General features: G+C 38.1%; 19 protein-coding genes and 3 tRNA genes. 8 read left to right on the plus strand and 14 right to left on the minus strand.

From position 1 onward, the window contains the following. Positions 1 to 3: 3 nt before the first annotated feature. The 3 genes from sufS to SJ312_RS02980 all read left to right on the plus strand — a co-directional run bounded on the left by sufS (position 4) and on the right by SJ312_RS02980 (position 2,985). Entirely contained in the window at positions 4 to 1,242 is a 1,239-nt protein-coding gene (gene sufS / locus SJ312_RS02970; protein WP_110591617.1) for a cysteine desulfurase SufS, read from the plus strand. Between the two features lie 33 nt (positions 1,243 to 1,275). Next, entirely contained in the window at positions 1,276 to 1,692 is a 417-nt protein-coding gene (gene sufE, locus SJ312_RS02975) for a cysteine desulfuration protein SufE (protein ID WP_096863970.1), read from the plus strand. Positions 1,693 to 1,920: 228 nt separating this feature from the next. Further along, the gene (locus SJ312_RS02980) at positions 1,921 to 2,985 is read left to right on the plus strand and encodes a L,D-transpeptidase family protein (protein WP_094961761.1); all 1,065 of its coding nucleotides are present in this window, start codon (positions 1,921 to 1,923) and stop codon (positions 2,983 to 2,985) included. A gap of 97 nt (positions 2,986 to 3,082) precedes the next feature. Here the strand turns inward: SJ312_RS02980 and SJ312_RS02985 are convergent, their stop codons facing one another. The 6 genes from SJ312_RS02985 to SJ312_RS03010 all read right to left on the minus strand — a co-directional run bounded on the left by SJ312_RS02985 (position 3,083) and on the right by SJ312_RS03010 (position 7,453). Continuing rightward, complete coding sequence (locus SJ312_RS02985) at positions 3,083 to 3,319, minus strand: major outer membrane lipoprotein (protein WP_004263789.1); 237 nt, start codon at positions 3,317 to 3,319, stop codon at positions 3,083 to 3,085. Between the two features lie 481 nt (positions 3,320 to 3,800). Next, positions 3,801 to 5,213: a pyruvate kinase PykF gene (pykF, locus tag SJ312_RS02990; RefSeq protein WP_004263791.1), complete on the minus strand. Its 1,413-nt coding sequence runs from the start codon at positions 5,211 to 5,213 to the stop codon at positions 3,801 to 3,803. Between the two features lie 417 nt (positions 5,214 to 5,630). After that, positions 5,631 to 5,707 (minus strand) — tRNA-Val (locus tag SJ312_RS02995). A gap of 30 nt (positions 5,708 to 5,737) precedes the next feature. Further along, positions 5,738 to 5,814 (minus strand) — tRNA-Val (locus SJ312_RS03000). Between the two features lie 30 nt (positions 5,815 to 5,844). Next, positions 5,845 to 5,921 (minus strand) — tRNA-Val (locus SJ312_RS03005). A gap of 158 nt (positions 5,922 to 6,079) precedes the next feature. Then, positions 6,080 to 7,453 (minus strand): MATE family efflux transporter, encoded by a 1,374-nt coding sequence (locus SJ312_RS03010; protein ID WP_110591619.1) that lies wholly within the window; start codon positions 7,451 to 7,453, stop codon positions 6,080 to 6,082. 275 nt (positions 7,454 to 7,728) lie between these two features. Here SJ312_RS03010 and SJ312_RS03015 point away from each other — a divergent pair, with 275 nt between their 5' ends. Beyond that, the gene (locus SJ312_RS03015) at positions 7,729 to 8,394 is read left to right on the plus strand and encodes a riboflavin synthase (protein WP_004263802.1); all 666 of its coding nucleotides are present in this window, start codon (positions 7,729 to 7,731) and stop codon (positions 8,392 to 8,394) included. Positions 8,395 to 8,607: 213 nt separating this feature from the next. Here the strand turns inward: SJ312_RS03015 and SJ312_RS03020 are convergent, their stop codons facing one another. The 3 genes from SJ312_RS03020 to punC all read right to left on the minus strand — a co-directional run bounded on the left by SJ312_RS03020 (position 8,608) and on the right by punC (position 11,206). Further along, positions 8,608 to 8,880 carry a putative quinol monooxygenase gene (locus tag SJ312_RS03020; protein WP_004263806.1) on the minus strand — a complete coding sequence of 91 codons (273 nt, stop codon included), beginning with the start codon at positions 8,878 to 8,880 and terminating at the stop codon, positions 8,608 to 8,610. A 24-nt stretch (positions 8,881 to 8,904) separates the two neighbouring features. Beyond that, a complete protein-coding gene (locus SJ312_RS03025) occupies positions 8,905 to 9,663 on the minus strand; it encodes a helix-turn-helix transcriptional regulator (RefSeq protein ID WP_232062735.1) in 759 nt (252 codons plus the stop codon). Positions 9,664 to 9,979: 316 nt separating this feature from the next. Continuing rightward, a complete protein-coding gene (punC, locus tag SJ312_RS03030) occupies positions 9,980 to 11,206 on the minus strand; it encodes a purine nucleoside transporter PunC (protein ID WP_319866906.1) in 1,227 nt (408 codons plus the stop codon). A gap of 123 nt (positions 11,207 to 11,329) precedes the next feature. Here punC and punR point away from each other — a divergent pair, with 123 nt between their 5' ends. Beyond that, on the plus strand, positions 11,330 to 12,235 hold the full coding sequence (gene punR, locus SJ312_RS03035; RefSeq protein WP_004263815.1) for a DNA-binding transcriptional activator PunR: 906 nt from the start codon (positions 11,330 to 11,332) through the stop codon (positions 12,233 to 12,235). A 9-nt stretch (positions 12,236 to 12,244) separates the two neighbouring features. Here punR and purR read toward each other — a convergent pair whose 3' ends face one another. Both purR and sodB read right to left on the minus strand, forming a co-directional pair. Further along, on the minus strand, positions 12,245 to 13,270 hold the full coding sequence (purR, locus tag SJ312_RS03040) for an HTH-type transcriptional repressor PurR (RefSeq protein WP_110591620.1): 1,026 nt from the start codon (positions 13,268 to 13,270) through the stop codon (positions 12,245 to 12,247). A gap of 441 nt (positions 13,271 to 13,711) precedes the next feature. Continuing rightward, positions 13,712 to 14,290: a superoxide dismutase [Fe] gene (sodB, locus tag SJ312_RS03045; RefSeq protein ID WP_004263823.1), complete on the minus strand. Its 579-nt coding sequence runs from the start codon at positions 14,288 to 14,290 to the stop codon at positions 13,712 to 13,714. A gap of 479 nt (positions 14,291 to 14,769) precedes the next feature. Here sodB and SJ312_RS03050 point away from each other — a divergent pair, with 479 nt between their 5' ends. Continuing rightward, on the plus strand, positions 14,770 to 15,117 hold the full coding sequence (locus tag SJ312_RS03050) for a Grx4 family monothiol glutaredoxin (RefSeq protein WP_004263827.1): 348 nt from the start codon (positions 14,770 to 14,772) through the stop codon (positions 15,115 to 15,117). A gap of 104 nt (positions 15,118 to 15,221) precedes the next feature. Here SJ312_RS03050 and rnt read toward each other — a convergent pair whose 3' ends face one another. Together rnt and gloA are read right to left on the minus strand one after the other, a co-directional pair. Beyond that, entirely contained in the window at positions 15,222 to 15,866 is a 645-nt protein-coding gene (gene rnt, locus SJ312_RS03055; protein WP_110591621.1) for a ribonuclease T, read from the minus strand. A 144-nt stretch (positions 15,867 to 16,010) separates the two neighbouring features. Continuing rightward, on the minus strand, positions 16,011 to 16,418 hold the full coding sequence (gene gloA, locus SJ312_RS03060; RefSeq protein ID WP_036958666.1) for a lactoylglutathione lyase: 408 nt from the start codon (positions 16,416 to 16,418) through the stop codon (positions 16,011 to 16,013). Between the two features lie 168 nt (positions 16,419 to 16,586). Here gloA and SJ312_RS03065 point away from each other — a divergent pair, with 168 nt between their 5' ends. Both SJ312_RS03065 and slyA read left to right on the plus strand, forming a co-directional pair. After that, positions 16,587 to 16,826: a DUF1289 domain-containing protein gene (locus SJ312_RS03065; protein ID WP_004263835.1), complete on the plus strand. Its 240-nt coding sequence runs from the start codon at positions 16,587 to 16,589 to the stop codon at positions 16,824 to 16,826. Between the two features lie 535 nt (positions 16,827 to 17,361). Further along, positions 17,362 to 17,796 carry a transcriptional regulator SlyA gene (gene slyA, locus SJ312_RS03070; protein ID WP_094961765.1) on the plus strand — a complete coding sequence of 145 codons (435 nt, stop codon included), beginning with the start codon at positions 17,362 to 17,364 and terminating at the stop codon, positions 17,794 to 17,796. 436 nt (positions 17,797 to 18,232) lie between these two features. Here slyA and SJ312_RS03075 read toward each other — a convergent pair whose 3' ends face one another. Then, a complete protein-coding gene (locus SJ312_RS03075; protein ID WP_036958672.1) occupies positions 18,233 to 18,700 on the minus strand; it encodes a glycine zipper 2TM domain-containing protein in 468 nt (155 codons plus the stop codon). Positions 18,701 to 18,940 lie beyond the last annotated feature (240 nt).

Consider the following 18,940-nt stretch of genomic DNA (forward strand, 5'->3'; position numbering starts at 1 on the left):
CCCATGCTATTCAATGTCGCTTCAGTCAGGCAGGATTTCCCTGCCTTATCTCAGTCTGTCAATAATCATCCGTTAGTCTATTTGGATAGTGCAGCAAGTGCACAAAAGCCTTTACAAGTCATTGAAAAAGAAAGTGAATTTACGTTGAATCAATATGCCGCGGTTCATCGCGGTATACATACTCTCAGTGCAAATGCTACGACAATGATGGAAGAGGTTCGTCAAAAAGCGGCCGCTTTCATTCACGCAGCTTCAAATGAAGAAATTGTGTTTGTTAAAGGCACAACGGAAGGTATTAACCTAGTAGCAAATAGTTTTGGTCGAAAGTATTTCCATGAAGGGGACAATATTGTCATCACTGAAATGGAACATCATGCGAATATTGTACCTTGGTATATGTTAGCTGAAGAAATTGGTTTTGAAATCCGAGTTATCCCAATTTCTGATGATGGTAGGCTACAGTTAGAGGTATTAAATGATGTCATTGATTCACGTACGCGATTATTGAGCTTTACACATATCTCTAATGTATTGGGAACAGTTAATCCCGTACAGGAGATAATCAAGCAAGCACGAGCAATTGCTGCCTCAAAAGGCGGTGAAATCACGGTATTGGTTGATGGTGCGCAAGGTGCAATGCATCAGCAGGTTGATGTACAAGCCTTAGACTGTGATTTCTATGTGTTTTCAGGTCACAAGCTATATGGCCCGACGGGTATTGGTATCCTTTATGGTAAAAAAGCTATTTTGGATATGATGCCACCATGGGAAGGTGGTGGGGCGATGATCCGCCAAGTCAGCCTGACCAAAGGGATCACTTTTGCTGACGCACCTTGGCGCTTTGAAGCGGGAACACCGAATGTAAGCGCAATTATTGGTTTAGGGGCGGCATTTGATTATTTAAATGCACTAAATTTATCTGATGTATTTGCTCATGAAGCTGAAGTGATGGCTTATGCTTCTAAGAAATTGCAAGAAATACCTTCAGTTATATTATATGGCAATGACCAACGGGAAGGTGTTCTGGCTTTCAATTTAGGCAAGCACCATGCTTATGATGTTGGGTCTTTCCTTGACAGGTATGGCATTGCAATCCGTACTGGGCATCATTGTGCTTTACCATTAATGGAACATTACCAAGTTCCCGCTATGTGCCGCGCTTCTGTAGGGATATACACCACTAAAGAAGAAATCGATTCTTTATGCAATGCGTTACAGCGCATCAAAAAATTGTTAGGCTAAGCACATAAGAAACAGATGGTAAAGGAACTGAGCATGCCCGCATTACCCGATGAAAGTAAGTTATTACGTAATTTCTCTCGCTGTCAGGACTGGGAGGAGCGTTACCTCTATATGATAGAGCTAGGGGGGCGTTTACCTGAACTCTCTGAGGTACAAAGAAGCGATAATAATTTAATCGCTGGATGCCAAAGCCAAGTGTGGATTGATATGCAAAAACAAGCGGACGGTACAATTACGTTTGCAGGTGATAGCGATGCAGCCATCGTTAAAGGGCTAGTTGCAATTGTTATTATTCTTTTTCAAGGTAAAACAGCGCAACAAATATTAGCACTCGATGTGAAGTCATTTTTTGAACAATTAGCATTAGAGCAGCATTTAACACCTTCACGTACTCAAGGTTTGAATGCGATGATCCGCACAATTTTATCGCGAGCGGCACAATTAGTATAATCTTACCGAGGGAGCGTTATGCTCCCTCTCTTATATTTTACTTCTTGGGTATTATTCTTTATCCGAGCAATTCATTAAAGTCATCGTATTTAGTTATCATAAAAAGACTACTTCCATATTAATACTTAATAAAAATATTTATTTAGTATTAAAGATATGAGAGATAGTTGCTATTATGAACAATAATCATTGAATTATTGTAAGAACATTATTTTCCTTGGAGTAGGTATGAAAAGAGTTTTGACGGTGGCAAGTTTGTTTGTCATGAGCGCCTTATTGGCTCCAGCTCAAGCAAAAGAATATCCATTACCTGACAGTAACACTCGACTTATCGGGGAAAATTACACGTATATCGTACCCAATGACGGGCGTCCACTGGAAGCCATTGCCAGTGAGCACCAAATTGGGCTACTAGGCATGCTTGAAGCAAACCCTGGAACGGACCCGTATCTTCCTGAAGCTGGAAAAGAGCTTATCATTCCAGCACAAATGTTGTTACCGTCAACGCCAAGAACCGGAATTGTGATTAACTTAGCAGAGCTGCGTTTATATTATTATCCGGCGAACAGCGAAGAAGTGATTGTTTACCCTATAGGTATTGGCCAATTAGGTCGTGATACACCTGAAATGGTAACTTCAGTAAGCCAATCAATTAAAGACCCAACATGGACGCCAACGGCGAACATCCGTAAAAATTATGCTAAAGAAGGTATAACGCTTCCTGCTGTTGTTCCAGCAGGTCCTGAAAACCCAATGGGCTTGTATGCATTACGACTAGCATATGGGCGTGGTGAATATCTGATCCACGGTACTAATGCAGATTTTGGTATTGGTATGCGGGTGAGCTCCGGTTGTATTCGTTTACGTCCTGATGATATTGAAGCGTTATTCAAGACAGTACCAAAAGGAACTCGTGTCCAAGTTATTGATCAGCCTGTAAAATACTCCAAAGAAACTGATGGCAGTTATTACATTGAGGTGCATCAGCCATTATCTCGGACAAATAATGATGACCCACAAACAATGCCAATCAAACTGACTGACGATTTCAAGCGTTTTCTGGAAAATGAAGGGGTTGATAAGGCTTTAGTAGAAAAAGAGCTAGCAAGACGTTCTGGGATGCCTGTGCGTGTGAATAATGATCAGGGTAATAGTTCTTCAGACTCTGAAACGCAGCACGAAGGGTTAGTGCCTATTGAACCTTTTACTATTTCACAGCCACAGCCTATCTATGACCATAAAGTCAGCGCAGTGCTACCCACTAAATATCGCTCTTCCTCTGTAGTTGAATAACTACTCCAAAATAATAAGGGCCTATTTTCATAGGCCCTCATAAATACTATTAGCTTCAAAGAAGCGCTGTTTCAACTAGACAACGACCAAATCTAACTTATTTTTTGTAAGTACGAACTTGGTTGTCTAAACGTTGGTTAGCACGTGCTGCTTCTTCTTGAGCTGTCTGTACGTCAGAACGCAGAGACTGAACGTCGTTGCTCAGTTGATCAACTTTACCATTCAGAGTTTGTACGTCTGAAGAGAGTTTTTGCACTTCAGTGCTGTTAGAACAACCCGCTAGTAATGCTGAAGCTAATACGATAGAGCCCAGTACAATTTTAGTACGAATCATTATTTTACCCTCTAGATTGATTTATCTTGAAAATATAAAAAGCAAGTCACCAAACAATAGAGCTAAGACTGTTATTTACAGCTTGCTATATCCCTTTAAAACAACCTAATGAAAATTAGGGTATGGCACTTACTATGTCTTATGCTAGTACTAAATATAAAGTTTTGCTAGAAATACTTTATATTTAGTACTAGGAAAAAGAAGAAAAATTTAAATTAAGATCAATGAAGGTTGTTATTTGACCAATTTGAGTGCGTTTTATGATATTACGCTTAAATAGCAATAAGATATTTACTAGAGAAAATGAAATAAATGAATAGTTACATCAGGGCAGCACTATATGTTAAATTCAAATTAAAAGGCCTGACTCCGATTGAATATCGAAATCAGGCCTTACAAGCCGCTTAACTAAAAGTGTCCAACTTTATGGGTTCACTTCAAGTGATCTCTATCGGCCTTTTAAAAGACAAATAAAATTTAATTACAGCACGTGAACTGAAGAGGTATTGGTTGTACCGCTTTGTACTAACGCACCGGAAACCATCACAACAGCATCACCAGGAGCCGCTAATCCACTTTCTAGAGCTGCGCGTTTACCTTCACGATAAAAGTCATCTGTAGATGTAAATCCGCCAACTATCATTGGGATCACACCTTTTACTAACAATAACTGACGTGCAGTTTCTTCATTAGTCGTTAACGCGAGGATTGGTGCAGTAGGGAAATATTTACGAACAGACTTAGCAGACTTACCGCCGTAGGTTGCTACAACGATTAGTGGAACATCTAATTTTTCAGACATTTCCACTGCACCACGACATACAGCCTCAGTGACACGTAGGCGTTGGCTTGGTTTTTGATTATCGATACGAGTTTGCATGATGCGGTCAGTACGCTCACAGATAGTCGCCATAATAGTTACGGCTTCTACAGGGTATTTACCTTTCGCACTTTCACCTGAAAGCATAACTGCATCAGTACCATCCAAAATAGCATTGGCTACGTCACCCGCTTCTGCACGAGTAGGGCGTGGGTTTTTGATCATTGAATCTAACATTTGTGTAGCAGTAATCACGACTTTACGTGCAGCAACACATTTTTCAATCATCATTTTTTGGGCGAAAATAACTTCTTCAACCGGGATTTCGACCCCTAAGTCACCGCGAGCAACCATGATGCCGTCAGAGGCTTCTAAAATCTCATCAAAATTATTCAAACCTTCTTGGTTTTCAATTTTAGAAATGATTTGGATGTTCTCACCACCATGTTTTTTCAGGTGAGCTCGAATTTCTTCGACATCTGAGCGTTTACGAATAAATGAAGCAGCAACAAAATCAACACCTTGTTGGCAACCAAAAACTAAATCTTCTTTATCTTTCTCTGCTAATGCCGGTAAGCCAATAGAAACGCCTGGCAGGTTAACCCCTTTTTTCTCTCCGAGGTCACCGTTATTTAAAACTTCACAAACGACTTCAGTTGCAGTGACATTAGTCACTTTCATGCCAATTAAGCCATCATCAACTAATACGGTATTGCCAACTTTTAAATCTGAAGTTAAGCCTGCGTAGGTCACGGCAACTTTATCTTTATTGCCTACAACAGAGGTATCGGTAGTAAATGTAAAAGTTTGACCCGCAACGAGTGAAACATCGTTACCACCTTCCAATTTCATGGTGCGAATTTCAGGGCCTTTGGTATCTAACAGAATAGCTGCTTGTTTGCCGGTTTTGGCACAAACAGAACGAAGGTTTTTGATTCGTTGACCATGTTCTTCATAGTCACCGTGAGAAAAGTTGAGGCGCATGACATTCATGCCAGCATCAAGAAGTTGAGTCAGTTTTTCTTCTGATTCGGTTTTTGGACCGATAGTACAAACAATTTTGGTTTTTTTCATGGCAGTCTATCTAATGTTATAAAGGAAATCGGTATTGTCGCCGATGCTTAGTCATTTTATAAATCGTACGCATGGTAAATTTTGTTGCGCAACTCATTTATAAGAATAGGCGACAGTCTGGTGTTTAATGCATTATTACACTTAAATTTGTCACATTTTGTTTCTTATTATAGTGTAGATGACAAATTCAATTAAAGCTAACGTATTGATTTACTACTGGTGAAACCTTTCAGCCAGCGTGAGTATTATAGACAACAAAAAACTGTGAGACAAATCAAATTTTACTAAATTGAGAGAAGAGACCATTCAGATCAAAAATTCATTTAAAATTAAGGAAGTTAATTTGTTGCGCAACAAATTAAGGGAATAATAATAGACAATCAAGAGAAATTTTAGGTAGCAGGGAGATAAATAAAATGGTGCGTCCGAGTAGACTCGAACTACCGACCCCCACCATGTCAAGGTGGTGCTCTAACCAACTGAGCTACGGACGCACTGGAAAATTTGATTGTGTTAATTTGAAATGGTGCGTCCGAGTAGACTCGAACTACCGACCCCCACCATGTCAAGGTGGTGCTCTAACCAACTGAGCTACGGACGCGCTGAAAATTAACATTGTGTTCACTAGAAATGGTGCGTCCGAGTAGACTCGAACTACCGACCCCCACCATGTCAAGGTGGTGCTCTAACAAACTGAGCTACGGACGCATCTAAAAGATATCTAGGTGACAACGGGGATGAATATTAACGTTATGAAGTTCATCTGGCAAGGGGAAAATGTATTTTCGCGATAGTTTGTTCGTATTTAAAACTATCTGGTGCGAAATACATCTTCTCCCATAATAAAAAGCTTAAAAAACCGTCAATTAGCGAGCTGAGCGAAGTAAGACAACATCCTCTGTTTGCTTATGGATCCATATAATTCGTGTTGCCATTCCTATTGCAGCGGCACTTAAACCAATAATAAAGCCAATCCAGAAGCCTTTAGGCCCCATAGCTGGTACGATAAAATCAGTTAACGCTAAAATATAACCAGAAGGCAAGCCAAGTAACCAATATGCAGTGAAGGTAATAAAGAAAATGGAACGCGTATCTTTATAACCACGTAAAATTCCGGCACCAATAACTTGCACAGAATCTGACAGCTGATAAATAGCGGCGTATAACATTAAGCTGCTTGCTAAAACAACGACCTCTGGGTTTTTGTTATACATCATTGCAATCGGCTCACGGAAAACGGCGGTGAGAACTGCAGTAAAACAAGCGACCATTAAGCCAACAGTAATACCAGTATAAGATGAAACTTTAGCAGCTTCAGTCGATTTCTGCCCTAAGTTATAACCTACGCGAATGGTTGCTGCTATTCCTAATGATAATGGGAACATAAACATCACAGAACTGAAATTCAACGCAACTTGGTGACCAGCTACTGCAACAACCCCTAATGGGGCGACTAGCAGTGCAACGACAGCAAATAAAGTGACTTCAAAGAAAAGTGCCAGACCAATAGGCGTACCTAACACGATAATTCGCTTTAAGATTAATGGATTTGGCGATGTGAAAGAGAGTGTAGGGCGAATATCACGCTGCGCAGTAGCACGTTTCACATACCATCTCATCATCAGACACATAGCCCAATACACTGATGCAGTGGCGACACCACAACCCACACCACCTAAAGCAGGTGCACCAAAGTGACCATAAATAAAGATATAGTTAATAGGAATATTAATCATTAGGCCAAGAAAACCAATCACCATCCCCGGCTTGGTTTTTGAAAGCCCTTCACATTGGCTACGATATACTTGGTAAAATAAGTAGCCTGGAGCTCCCCACATAATGGCATGTAAAAAACGGACAGATTTATCTGCCAATTCTTTATCAATATGGGGCATATTGCTAATAATAAGCTGACTGTTATAAAGAAGGCACATAATGCCTAAGGCTAAAAGTAGCGCTAACCATAGACCTTGTTGAATTTGGTCGCCTATTAGGTTGCGACGGCCTGACCCATTCATTTGTGCAACGATTGGGGTTAATGCCATCAAAATTCCTTGGCCAAAAAGAATAGCTGGCAGCCAGATGGAAAACCCAACTGCAACTGCGGACATCTCAATTTCACTAACACTTCCAGCCATAACCGTATCCACAAACCCCATTGCAGTTTGTGAAAATTGAGCTAAAACGATAGGAATACCAAGTGCCAACAAGCTACGCGCTTCTGTAAAATATTTCTGCACGCATACACCTTTGTAATAAAAGCAAGTAAGAGAAAAAAACTAGAAAAATAAATGAGTTACTAAAAACACATCGATTGCTAAAAACCGCTTATTCTATCCCGTTTCTAAATGGATTCCAATAATGATATGGTAACAAACTATGAAAGAGCATTTTAGAACCTAATATATTGTTACATACTAGGTTTATTATCGTTTTGTTTATCACTCAAATAGGATAGATCTCTAACAATTCTGATGTAAACTGAGCCTATTAATCCACTACACTGAGAATCATTATGTTTACAGGCATTGTTCAAGCGACTGCTCCTATTGTTGAAATTACAGAAAGGGCCAACTTTCGAACTCATGTAATGAAATTTACCCCAGAATTACTTATAGGTTTAGAAACAGGGGCTTCCGTTGCACATAATGGTTGTTGTTTGACGGTAACAAAGATTGATGGTGAAAGAGTTAGTTTTGATCTAATTAAAGAAACCCTGAGATTAACTAACTTGGGGGAATTACAAGAAGGTGATGTTGTTAATATCGAACGGGCTGCAAAATATGGTGACGAAATCGGTGGCCATGTTGTTTCAGGTCATATTATGACAACAGCTGAAATTAGTAAGATCTTCACATCTGAAGATAACCACCAGATTTGGTTATCAATTCGTGATAAATCTTTGATGAAATATATTTTGCATAAAGGCTTTGTCGCGATTGACGGTATCAGTTTAACGGTCGGAGATGTAATCAACAATCGGTTCTGCGTACATCTCATCCCTGAAACATTAGAGAGAACAACATTAGGTAAAAAACGGTTGGGTGATAAAATAAATATTGAGATAGACCCTCAAACTCAGGCTATTGTTGATACCGTTGAGCGTGTTTTAAATCAAAAAGAACAAGAAAAATTACTACAGCAAGCAGAAGAGATGGCGGACATAGCGAAAACAGAGTAAACAGACGTAAAAGGTGATAACCGCGTTATTTACTTTAAAGAAAAATAGCAGAAGAAACAGCCAAGTAGGCTATAGCTATAATGATTTATGCTATAGCCTAAATAAAATATGGTTAGTCTTTGTTTATTGAATGTCTGTCATGAAGTTCTATTAAATAATGAAAATTAACATTATCAAAAAATATGACTAGTTCCGGTTTTCAATATTAATAGATCATTTTTCACTGAAGTTGACAGAGAAGCTGGCGTTATCACGTTCAATTGCTTCAACTAATCGCCTGAAATGCGGACTATTTTTATGCATTTCTAATGCTTGAGTGTCTTCCCATTCCTCAAAAACAATATAACCATTTTCTTTAGCCATAAGATCATATTGAATGCATCCTTTCTCTCGGCGGCTCAGTTTTGCTAAGTCGCGAACGATTTCTTTCGTTAAATACCCATCTGTCCTTTCTGTTGTAATTTGGGCATACACAACAATACTCATTCCGTTCTCCTTATGTATTAAGAACTATCTTAATGGGTACTTAGTTTTTGTATTGTAAAAAAGCGAATAACTCGATTTTAAAAATGCCGACGGCGTCATAGTAAAGTATCTTTTAAAATCACGGTAAAAGTGGGATTGATCATAATACCCTGTTTCAAACCAACGGTAGGTGTCTTGTTCTACTACCATACTTTTTAAAACATGTTCTAAGCGGCAATTGATCTGGTACCTTTTTGGTGTAATGCCGTATTCTTTCAAAAACTCTTTTTGAATGACTCGGACGTGTAATCCTGTCTCTTCAGCAATTTCTGTGATTTTTTTTGTTGGATTTCGATACAGTAATTCTAAAACTTCATCAATGAAGTGAGGCTTTTTCTTAGCTTTAGTCCTATTAAAGCAATCTAACAACTCTTTAAATGAAGAATTAGCTAAAGCTTCAAACCAGCGGTCTTTCCATATCTCATTTAGTGCGATTGGGGTGTCAGTATAGTTTAATGTTTTTTGAGGCAGTAGAAAACGTAAGGCATCATGACGAATACGTAATACCATTACTTTTGAATGATTAGGGCTAGCAGTAAATGTATTAACCCTAGGAATAATCAGCTGGTAAGGGTCTGTTATTGAATCGTTATCAGTTGTCATGCGAAATGCATCTGATGAAACCCAGATTTCAGCACCTGTTCCAGGGAAAATTTTAATTGCTTCTGTAAACTCTTTGATTATCAAAATAGAACTAACAAAGGATTTTAATTCATCTGGTGGATAGTACTGTTTTAACATCATTCTTGAGCACTCATTATTTAATGTCGCAATGATAACGTTTTTTAACAAGAAAATTAACCATGAAATATCTATATCTTAGTAGATGACAAAATTAAAACTTTAATTTTTAGTGAAATCCGCTTTGAATTAAGAAAATTGATGAGAAAGGTAAGGTTTTACCAGCCAAGAATAATCGGCTATTGGTTATATAGCAAAATACTGAACATATATTACCGTATGGTCACTAGTGCTATACACTGAAGGAAATTTTTATGAATTTGCTAAAATAAAAATCATGCCGATAAGATTCGGCATGATTGAGTCGGTAAGCTATACTTTATGAATTCGTTTGGCAATCAACCTGCTTAATAGTTTGGTTATTTTTGCTTGCACAGCGTTGCATAAAATAGCCAATGGCCATTGGAATGATCGTTACTACCATCACCCCAGTTGTTGCTAACAATGGGTCGAAAGTAAGAGCAGAAACAAGTAGACTGGCTAAAAAACATAAACCTAGTTGTAAGGCATTTTGTAATGCGGCAGCTTTACCACTGGCGCTAGGAAATGCATTTAGTGCTTTGGATACTGCAATTGGGTAAGAGGCTCCGTTCATAGCTGCCATAAAGCAGAATGGGATCAAGATCATAGTTAATGATGGTGTGGTATAAATAGCCATGATGAATAAAATAGACATGCTTACCGCATAACCAACAAGTAACAATGGAAATATTGTTTCTGCTCGGACTTTTGCTAATAAAATACGGCAGCCATACCCACCAACAATAAAGGCTAAAGTTTGTGGAATATAACTCAAACCGATATCCGCAGGGTTGAAACCCATATTACGTAAGATAAAAGGCGAGCCAGTTAGCCAAGCGAAAAAACCCGCACTGCATGAAGCGTAAACGAGCACATTACCGCTGAAAACTGGCGAACTGAGTAAGTTTGAGAAAGAAATCTTAGCTTGTGGTTGGCTGTCATCAATTATTGTTTTAACTGAAACATTTTTCAAAAAGAGTGTTGGCAATAAAAGTAATATACCCACAGCCATTAGGATCAGGAAAATTGCTTCCCATGTTTGGTGTTCTAGTACCCATGCTCCTAATAATGGTGCTAAAGCAGGGGATAGCGCAACTAACGGCATAATAGAAGCAAAAACTTTTTGGGTATTTGCTTCATCATAGCGGTCGATAACAAGAGCTTGCCATAAAACTGCAGCGGAGCAGACACCAACAGCCTGTAAAAATCGTAGTGTTAATAACTGTGTTGCGGTTTCCACCCAATAAATAGCTAAGCTACTGATAATGAAAATAGTTAAGCCCACAATGAGCACAGGCTTACGGCCAAGTTTGTCTGACAATGGCCCCCATAACAATTGAGCGAAGGCAAAACCGGCTAAAAATATACTGAGAGAAGCACTGATAGCGCCTTCTGATGTATGCAGGGTGTCTTGCATAGCACCGAATGCAGGTAAATACATATCAATAGCTAAAAACCCCAGCATGCTAAGTCCTGCAAGGTAAACCATAAATCCAGGGGAATTTTTTTTCACAGTATTCGACATAATTATTACTTATCTGATATTTAAAAAAAATGTTAATGATGATGCCATTGTATAGGCTATTTTTTTAGGTTGTGAAACGGTAATATTTGGATCTTGCTATCAAAATTTTTGAAAGGAGAGGTTATGTGGTCTGCGCATGCACTAGAAGTGATTGATGCTGTTGCCCGAACTGGGAGCTTTAGTGGTGCTGCTGAAGAGTTACACCGTGTACCTTCTGCAATCAGTTATACCGTCAAGCAAGTTGAAGAATGGCTTGCGGTTCCGCTATTTGAGCGTCGACATCGCGATGTTGTTCTAACAGAAGCTGGAACGATATTTATTAAGGAAAGTCGTTCTGTTATCAAAAAAATGACAGATACAAGGCATCAATGCCAGCAGGTTGCTAATGGTTGGCGGGGGCAATTTAGTATTGCTGTTGATTGCATTGTAAAACCACAGAGAGCAGAGCAATTGATACTGGATTTCTATCGTCACTTTCCAGATATTGAACTTTTCATTCATCCTGAGGTATTTAATGGTGTTTGGGATGCACTTGCTGATGGGCGTGTAGATGTTGCTATTGGAGCTACTCGAGCCTCACCGATTGGTGAAAGATATAGTTTCCGTGATATGGGTTTTATGTCATGGATGTGTGTGGCGAGCCCTAAACACCCATTAGCGAATATAAGCGGCAAGCTAACAGACGACCAAATGCGCGAGTTTCCAAGTTTATGTCTCGAAGACACTTCTCGTAATCTACCAAAACGTGATACATGGGCTCTTGATAATCAACGTCGTCTTGTCGTACCTTCTTGGGAAAATGGTCTAGCTTGTTTGGTTAACGGGTTGTGTGTCGGAATGGTGCCAGAGCATCGTGCGGCTTCGTTTTGCGAAAAAGGCTTATTAGTTGAACTAGCATTAGCACAGCCATTTCCACCCAGTCCTTGTTGTCTAACTTGGGTGGAAAATAATACATCACCAGCGTTGAATTGGTTATTGGATTACCTTGGCGATAACGAAACGCTCAATGCCGAGTGGCTTTCAAACTAATTATGCGTATTATCGACGATAATCGATAAATGGGCCGTCAGCAACGGAACGGCGTTCTACAAGGCGAGGGTGGACTTCAATTGTTTGAGCATCTTCGCGCTTATTTACAATACGATCGAGCAGCATTGTGAAAGCCATTTGGCCTAAACGCTCTTTTGGTTGGTGAATTGTGGTCAATGCCGGGGTAAAATAGCGCGCATTTCGCACGTTATCATAGCCAATGATTGAAATGTCTTGTGGGACACGCAATCCCATCTCATCAGCGGCGCAAATTGCCCCCATTGCCATAATATCACCGCCACAGAAAACGGCAGTAGGGCGTTGCTTATGGCTTAAAATTTGCATCATTGCCTTATAGCCAGATTCTGGCTCGAAGTCCCCTTGAACAATCCATTCATCTTTTATGGTGATTTTGGCCTCTTCCATCGCCTTTTTAAAGCCAGTTAATCGACCAATACCCGTATTTCTTTCAAGAGAGCCAGGGATGGCTCCGATGTCACGATGTCCTCTATCAATCAAATAACGTCCTGCAAGATAGCCACCGTGGAATGAGTTATCAATAATACTATCGGTAAAATCGCCACGGGAAGTTCCCCAGTCCATCACTACCATTGGGATATTGCGGTAATCTTCCAGCATACTGATTAAGGGGGCAGGATATTCGGAGCACATTACAAGTAAACCATCAACACGCTTTTGTGCCAGCATCTGCAAATACGCTTTTTGTTTTCCCAAATTATTATGAGAATTACAAAGGATTAGCGTGTAACCTTTTTCATAACAGCTATTTTCAACTGATTCAATTACCTCTGCGAAGTAAGGAGCTTCACATGAGGTTGCCAACAACCCAATCGACTTTGTGTTGTTAACTTTTAGACTACGGGCAACCGCACTTGGCGAATAATTGAGCTCTTTAATTGCAGCCCAAACCGCAGCTTTAGTGTCATCAGCTACAAAGCGCGTTTTATTAATAACATGGGATACGGTTGTGGTAGATACGCCAGCGCGTTTCGCCACATCTTTAATCGTTGCCATGGGGGAAAAAAACTCCTGACCAATAACCGGTCTCTATAAGAATTCTTGTTAAAAAATTACCTGCATATTGATGCATTGATCCTTTGCTGGCAATAATTTAGCGATTTGTTGTCGATTTTGTCTGATCTAGCGCAAAAACGAAAGAAATAATTGATGTTATAACATGTGATATAGACACTAGTTTTACTTTTTTAGATATGTATACTGAATAACATTGGTTTTTGTATGGTTATTTGGTTGTTTAACTACGTTTGGATGAGAGGAACTCATGGATACAGATGTTAAATATGGTTTGCTTGCTGCGTTGGGCTCATTAGCATTGATTATATTTCTTGCTGCACATATTTTCTGATTTTATTTCAGCCTCGAATAGGGTGAATTTAATAAGGGCGAGAATATCTCGCCCTTATTGTATCTATACCTAGCAATAAGCAGAAATTGTTATGCTAAATTTTCTTCCACAAATTTCCAGTTAACTAGCGCCCAGAAATTTTCTAAATATTTAGGGCGAGCGTTACGGTAATCGATATAATAAGCATGTTCCCATATATCGACAGTTAACACAGGCTTATCATCACCAGAAATAGGTGTTGCAGCATTGGATGTATTTACGATAGCAAGGTTACCATCTGCTTTTTTCACTAACCAAGTCCAGCCCGCACCGAAGTTTTTGGTTGCTGCATCAGTAAATTGAGCTTTAAATTCAGCAAAAGAACCGAATGCCTTGTTGATAGCTTCAGCGACTTTACCTGTTGGCTCGCCACCAGCGTTTGGTGCTAAGCAATTCCAATAGAAAGTGTGATTCCAAACTTGTGCCGCGTTGTTAAAAACGCCTGCTTCAGAAGTTTTAATGATTTCTTCTAAAGATTTTCCTTCAAAGTTAGTGCCTTTGATGAGGTTGTTCAAGTTAACAACGTAAGTGTTGTGGTGCTTACCATAGTGATATTCTAAGGTTTCAGCAGAGATATAAGGTTCTAAAGCATCTTTTGCATACGGTAAAGCGGGTAGTTCAAATGACATTGCGTACTCCTTGATTGCTTTTATATCAATATACTTAGGGTGTTTGCTCTTAAAATGAGCGAAATAATATGTGACAGCTTATCATTACAGTTTCGCCTATTGGCGATATGATACTTAATACATTAATGATAACACGATAAACCATACAAAGATAAAGGTAATGGCGTTACTAAGATGTTAACAAATAAATAGAGATATTACACATAAAAATCATATAGATATTGTAATCGAAAAATCTAAGATATTAAGTTTCGGTTTTTATCTAGAAATAGCTACTTGTTTGACTTAAGTAGAGAGAAGATAGAAAAGGTGCCTTTTTGTTTTTTGGAATGCTATAGTAATGCCCCTATAAAACTGGCATATTGTATGAAACAATTCAGTTTCCTATTATATCAGTCAATGTATTCTGTTAAGTTGCGGTAGACTCTCAGTTACCGGCTGACTGCAAAACCTGCATCTTTGTTTTAAGGAAGTTAAAAATGACAACTATTGAAAGAATTGAGCGCCAAATTAAAGAAAACCCAATTTTATTATATATGAAAGGCTCTCCTAAACTTCCGAGCTGTGGTTTTTCTGCTCAAGCAGTACAAGCTCTGTCTTCTTGTGGTGAGCGTTTTGCATATGTCGATATCTTACAAAACCCAGATATCCGTGCTGAATTGCCAAAATACGCAAATTGGCCAACGTTTCCTCAACTATGGGTTGACGGTGAGCTGGTCGGTGGCTGTGATATCATCATGGAAATGTTCCAGCGTGGTGAGCTCCAATCTCTAATTAAAGAAACTGCTGATAAGTATCGTCCAGCAGATGAAGCTAGCACAGACTAAATTAAGCCATAAATAAATAAAAACGTAAAAACCGTATTTGATGAAAGCACTTATTACTTTTTATCAAACACGGTTTTTTTATGTAATAGCGATTAATTAAAAAATTATTGGGGTTCTTCAATAATTGGCCAACCACCCAGCTTTTTCCATTTATTAACGATCTCACAAAATAGCAGAGCCGTTCGATTGGTGTCATACAGTGCGCCATGAGCTTGTTTACCATCAAATGGAATACCTGCGGAAACACAAGCTTTTGCTAGAATTGTTTGACCGAATACTAAGCCGCTCAGTGCCGCAGTATCGAAGGTTGCAAATGGATGGAAAGGATTACGTTTTAAACCTGCTCGTTCGGCTGCATTCATCACAAAACTGTGATCAAAATTTGCATTATGAGCGACAATAATTGCACGATTGCAATCTGTATTTTTCATTCCTTTGCGAATGACTTTGAATATCGCATGAAGAGCCTCATATTCACTAACAGCACCGCGTAGAGGGTTTGTTGGATCAATCCCTGTGAAGGCAAGAGCAGATGGCTCAAGATTAGCACCTTCAAAAGGTTCTACATGAAAATGTAATGTTTCATCCATGGAGAGCCAGCCGTCTTTATCCATTTTTAAGGTGATGGCAGCAATCTCTAACAGGCCGTCAGTTTTAGCATTGAACCCGCCTGTTTCAACATCAATAACGACAGGATAGTATCCCCTGAAACGGTTCACTAGGGTATTTGGATTGTTTTTTTCAGACATTAGGACTTTCAATTTTAGTTTTCTGGTTAGGTAACATTATGCCAAAACCAGTAAAAATTTGCAGGTAAACAGTGATAAAAGTTTAGGCGCTAGATTTGGCACCTAAACTTTAAACTATATAGTACTTTTAAATTATATAGTTAATTAATGGCCTAACCCTTTACTTGCGCTTTTGTTTTCGATCAACTCAATCTTATAGCCATCAGGGTCTTCAACAAAAGCAATCACTGTTGTTCCACCTTTAACAGGGCCGGCTTCACGTGTTACGTTACCTCCTGCACTACGTATATCATCGCATGTTTTTGCAACATCATCGACGCCCAAGGCGATATGACCATATGCGTTACCCATATCGTATTGGTCAACCCCCCAGTTATAGGTCAACTCGATTACAGCGCCTTCACTTTCATCGCTGTAGCCAACAAATGCGAGAGAATATTTATACTCTGTATTTTCACTAGTTCTTAATAAACGCATGCCTAACACTTTCGTGTAAAAATCAATAGAACGCTGCATATCAGTAACACGTAACATAGTATGGAGTAAGCGCATTTTTAAACCTCTTAGAATCAGCCTGAATCGATTTACTTATTAATATAACGTGCTTAAATTAATAAATACAATGATTACAGTTTGTTTTTTGAACAAATAATGGTAATACTCATTTTCAGGAGTATATCATATATTTATCAGTGATTTTTTCTTTTGAAGGGGAAACTTATGGCGGAACAACTTGAATTTTTTGAGATCCCCAGCCCTTGCCGTGGTATTTGCCAAAGTAATGAACAAGGCTATTGTCGAGGTTGCTATCGCACTCGTGATGAGCGTTTTAATTGGCTAAAATTCTCTGATACTGAAAAACGAAATGTACTTCGTTTATGTCGCCAACGTTATTTAAGAATATTAAATAAAAAAACAGAACAAGAAAAAATCATAGATACACAACAACAACTCTTTTAGTTCACAGTTTTTAATATAATCATAAAAATAAATCAAATGTTTTATTTCTAATGTAAACTAATTCAGGTTGAATTATTAGCAAAATATTTATTTCTTGGTTTATATTTCAATAAAATTTTATTTATTCAAAATAGGTATAGGTTGAATCAAAATGACTGTAATTAACATGATTTTAAGATTAACTATATTTATTTGTTTTTTAAAGAATTATTTGGCATTACTTTTTTTATTGTTATTCATGGCTACTATAAGAGCTAAAATAGATAGATCAAAAAGGAGAGTGCGGCTATTCTTATTAATAAGATAATTGATAGGTTATCTGATTAATCCTAGATTGAGATAATGGATGAATCAGTGATGTATTAATTAGAGATATATCGCATAATAAAACAGCTACTATAACTAGGAATAGGTATTTAATAGCTAATGTATAAATAAAAAGCTGTAAATATAAAAGGAAATTAATATATAATTCAAAAAATAATATGAGGACGGTATATTTTTTAGACATTATAATTATATAAAGGAGGGTAAATTGGAATCACAAATTGGGACAGAGTTATCACGTGTTGTTCGCATGTGGAGAGCATTAATCGACTATCGTTTGAAGCCTCTTAAGCTTACACAGACACATTGGGTTACATTGCATAATATAAGTCAACTACCACCTGAGCAATCTCAAATACAGTTAGCGAAAGCGATTGGTATTGAACAGCCTTCATTAGTAAGGACTCTAGATCAATTAGAGGAAAAAAAATTGATTTCTAGACATACTTGTACAAATGATAGGAGAGCTAAAAGAATAAAATTAACGGAAGAGTCTGAACCCTTTATTAAAACGGTAGACCAAGTTATAAATAATACGCGTATAGAAATACTGAACAACATTAGTAAAGATGAGCTTTACCAACTATCACAGTTACTTATGAAACTTGAAAAAAATATCTTGAGGCTACAAAATGACTCTTGATGTAAAAAATATGCCTAGCTAATGAATGACATATTAATTATTAAATTTGTGTTTAAAATAATTTAGTATATGATTTTTTAATGAAATAGTAATTACACTTGGTTATAATTTTCATTAAATCATTATTATTATGAAATATAGTTAAGGCTATTAATTATTTTTTCGCTGTGATACCTTCATTTTTAATTGTTAGCTAGCTAATTTATCGGTAGATACTAATAAATACTTTATTAAAGGAGATAGGCTAAAATAAATTTATTGATTTGAATGCAAGGCATTTATATGTAAACAAGAAATTGTGTCATTCAAAAGCCATGCACAATAAATAAAAAATACGATTATCTACCATAAAGCAACGATATCATTCAGCAATACTATTTGTAAGTAATGCTCACCGGCCATGGCCGGTGAGCATGCCTAATTTAGTACTGTATGATTACCGAGGAGACACAGTAACAGTATTTCCGCTATTCGCAATCATAACACGTTGGCCATTACGGAAGGTGCTTGGGTCTTGTTTTTGAACAACAACAATGTTTTTACCGCTATCGAGGCGGATTTCTAATTGAACACCTTGGCTTCTATTTAATGCGCCTTGAGCTTCCTGACCAGCTAAACCACCTGCAATAGCACCTGCGGCAGTTGCTAATGTGTTACCTGTACCACCACCGATGGTGTTACCTAATAACCCACCAAGAACAGCACCACCAATTGCACCAATCACGTTACCGTCTTCACCAGCTTGAATAGTCACAGGGCGAGCATTCAGAACAGTACCATAAGTCACAGTCTGTACCTGTTTCGCATCCTTGGCTGAAATAGTATCACCAGAAAGCGTACTGGTATTGACACAGCCTGATAAAGCTGCAACTGCTACAACACCTACAAAAACTTTCTTAAGCATAAGAACTCCTATGAGATTTGCTGTCTGTGGCACTAACATAGCATCGTATATTTGTTTTCACCATAAACACAACAAGTATCAAAATAATGATATTAAAAAGCGATGGTTAGATTACCGATTTTGATTTAAATAGAGTGTAAACACTAGGTAAAATATCTCAAATTCGAGATGATTTCATTCAATAAGGCACTCTTTGTTAAATATTCATATAGGGTAGTCAGCTTATGAGCATCATTTCGC

This window comes from Providencia sp. CIM-Carb-044, assembly GCF_033901115.1.
GTDB classification, from domain to species: Bacteria; Pseudomonadota; Gammaproteobacteria; order Enterobacterales; family Enterobacteriaceae; genus Providencia; species Providencia hangzhouensis.

What these genes read in the sequence shown, in the direction of transcription:
- pykF (WP_004263791.1), bottom strand. Translation starts at nt 5,213, where the DNA reads ATGAAAAAAACCAAAATTGTTTGTACTATCGGTCCAAAAACCGAATCA.
- SJ312_RS03050 (WP_004263827.1), top strand. Translation starts at nt 14,770, where the DNA reads ATGACAACTATTGAAAGAATTGAGCGCCAAATTAAAGAAAACCCAATT.
- SJ312_RS03065 (WP_004263835.1), top strand. Translation starts at nt 16,587, where the DNA reads ATGGCGGAACAACTTGAATTTTTTGAGATCCCCAGCCCTTGCCGTGGT.
- SJ312_RS03075 (WP_036958672.1), bottom strand. Translation starts at nt 18,700, where the DNA reads ATGCTTAAGAAAGTTTTTGTAGGTGTTGTAGCAGTTGCAGCTTTATCA.
- sufE (WP_096863970.1), top strand. Translation starts at nt 1,276, where the DNA reads ATGCCCGCATTACCCGATGAAAGTAAGTTATTACGTAATTTCTCTCGC.
- SJ312_RS02980 (WP_094961761.1), top strand. Translation starts at nt 1,921, where the DNA reads ATGAAAAGAGTTTTGACGGTGGCAAGTTTGTTTGTCATGAGCGCCTTA.
- sodB (WP_004263823.1), bottom strand. Translation starts at nt 14,290, where the DNA reads ATGTCATTTGAACTACCCGCTTTACCGTATGCAAAAGATGCTTTAGAA.
- punR (WP_004263815.1), top strand. Translation starts at nt 11,330, where the DNA reads ATGTGGTCTGCGCATGCACTAGAAGTGATTGATGCTGTTGCCCGAACT.
- sufS (WP_110591617.1), top strand. Translation starts at nt 4, where the DNA reads ATGCTATTCAATGTCGCTTCAGTCAGGCAGGATTTCCCTGCCTTATCT.
- punC (WP_319866906.1), bottom strand. Translation starts at nt 11,206, where the DNA reads ATGTCGAATACTGTGAAAAAAAATTCCCCTGGATTTATGGTTTACCTT.
- rnt (WP_110591621.1), bottom strand. Translation starts at nt 15,866, where the DNA reads ATGTCTGAAAAAAACAATCCAAATACCCTAGTGAACCGTTTCAGGGGA.
- purR (WP_110591620.1), bottom strand. Translation starts at nt 13,270, where the DNA reads ATGGCAACGATTAAAGATGTGGCGAAACGCGCTGGCGTATCTACCACA.
- SJ312_RS03020 (WP_004263806.1), bottom strand. Translation starts at nt 8,880, where the DNA reads ATGAGTATTGTTGTGTATGCCCAAATTACAACAGAAAGGACAGATGGG.
- gloA (WP_036958666.1), bottom strand. Translation starts at nt 16,418, where the DNA reads ATGCGCTTACTCCATACTATGTTACGTGTTACTGATATGCAGCGTTCT.
- SJ312_RS03015 (WP_004263802.1), top strand. Translation starts at nt 7,729, where the DNA reads ATGTTTACAGGCATTGTTCAAGCGACTGCTCCTATTGTTGAAATTACA.
- SJ312_RS02985 (WP_004263789.1), bottom strand. Translation starts at nt 3,319, where the DNA reads ATGATTCGTACTAAAATTGTACTGGGCTCTATCGTATTAGCTTCAGCA.
- SJ312_RS03025 (WP_232062735.1), bottom strand. Translation starts at nt 9,663, where the DNA reads ATGATGTTAAAACAGTACTATCCACCAGATGAATTAAAATCCTTTGTT.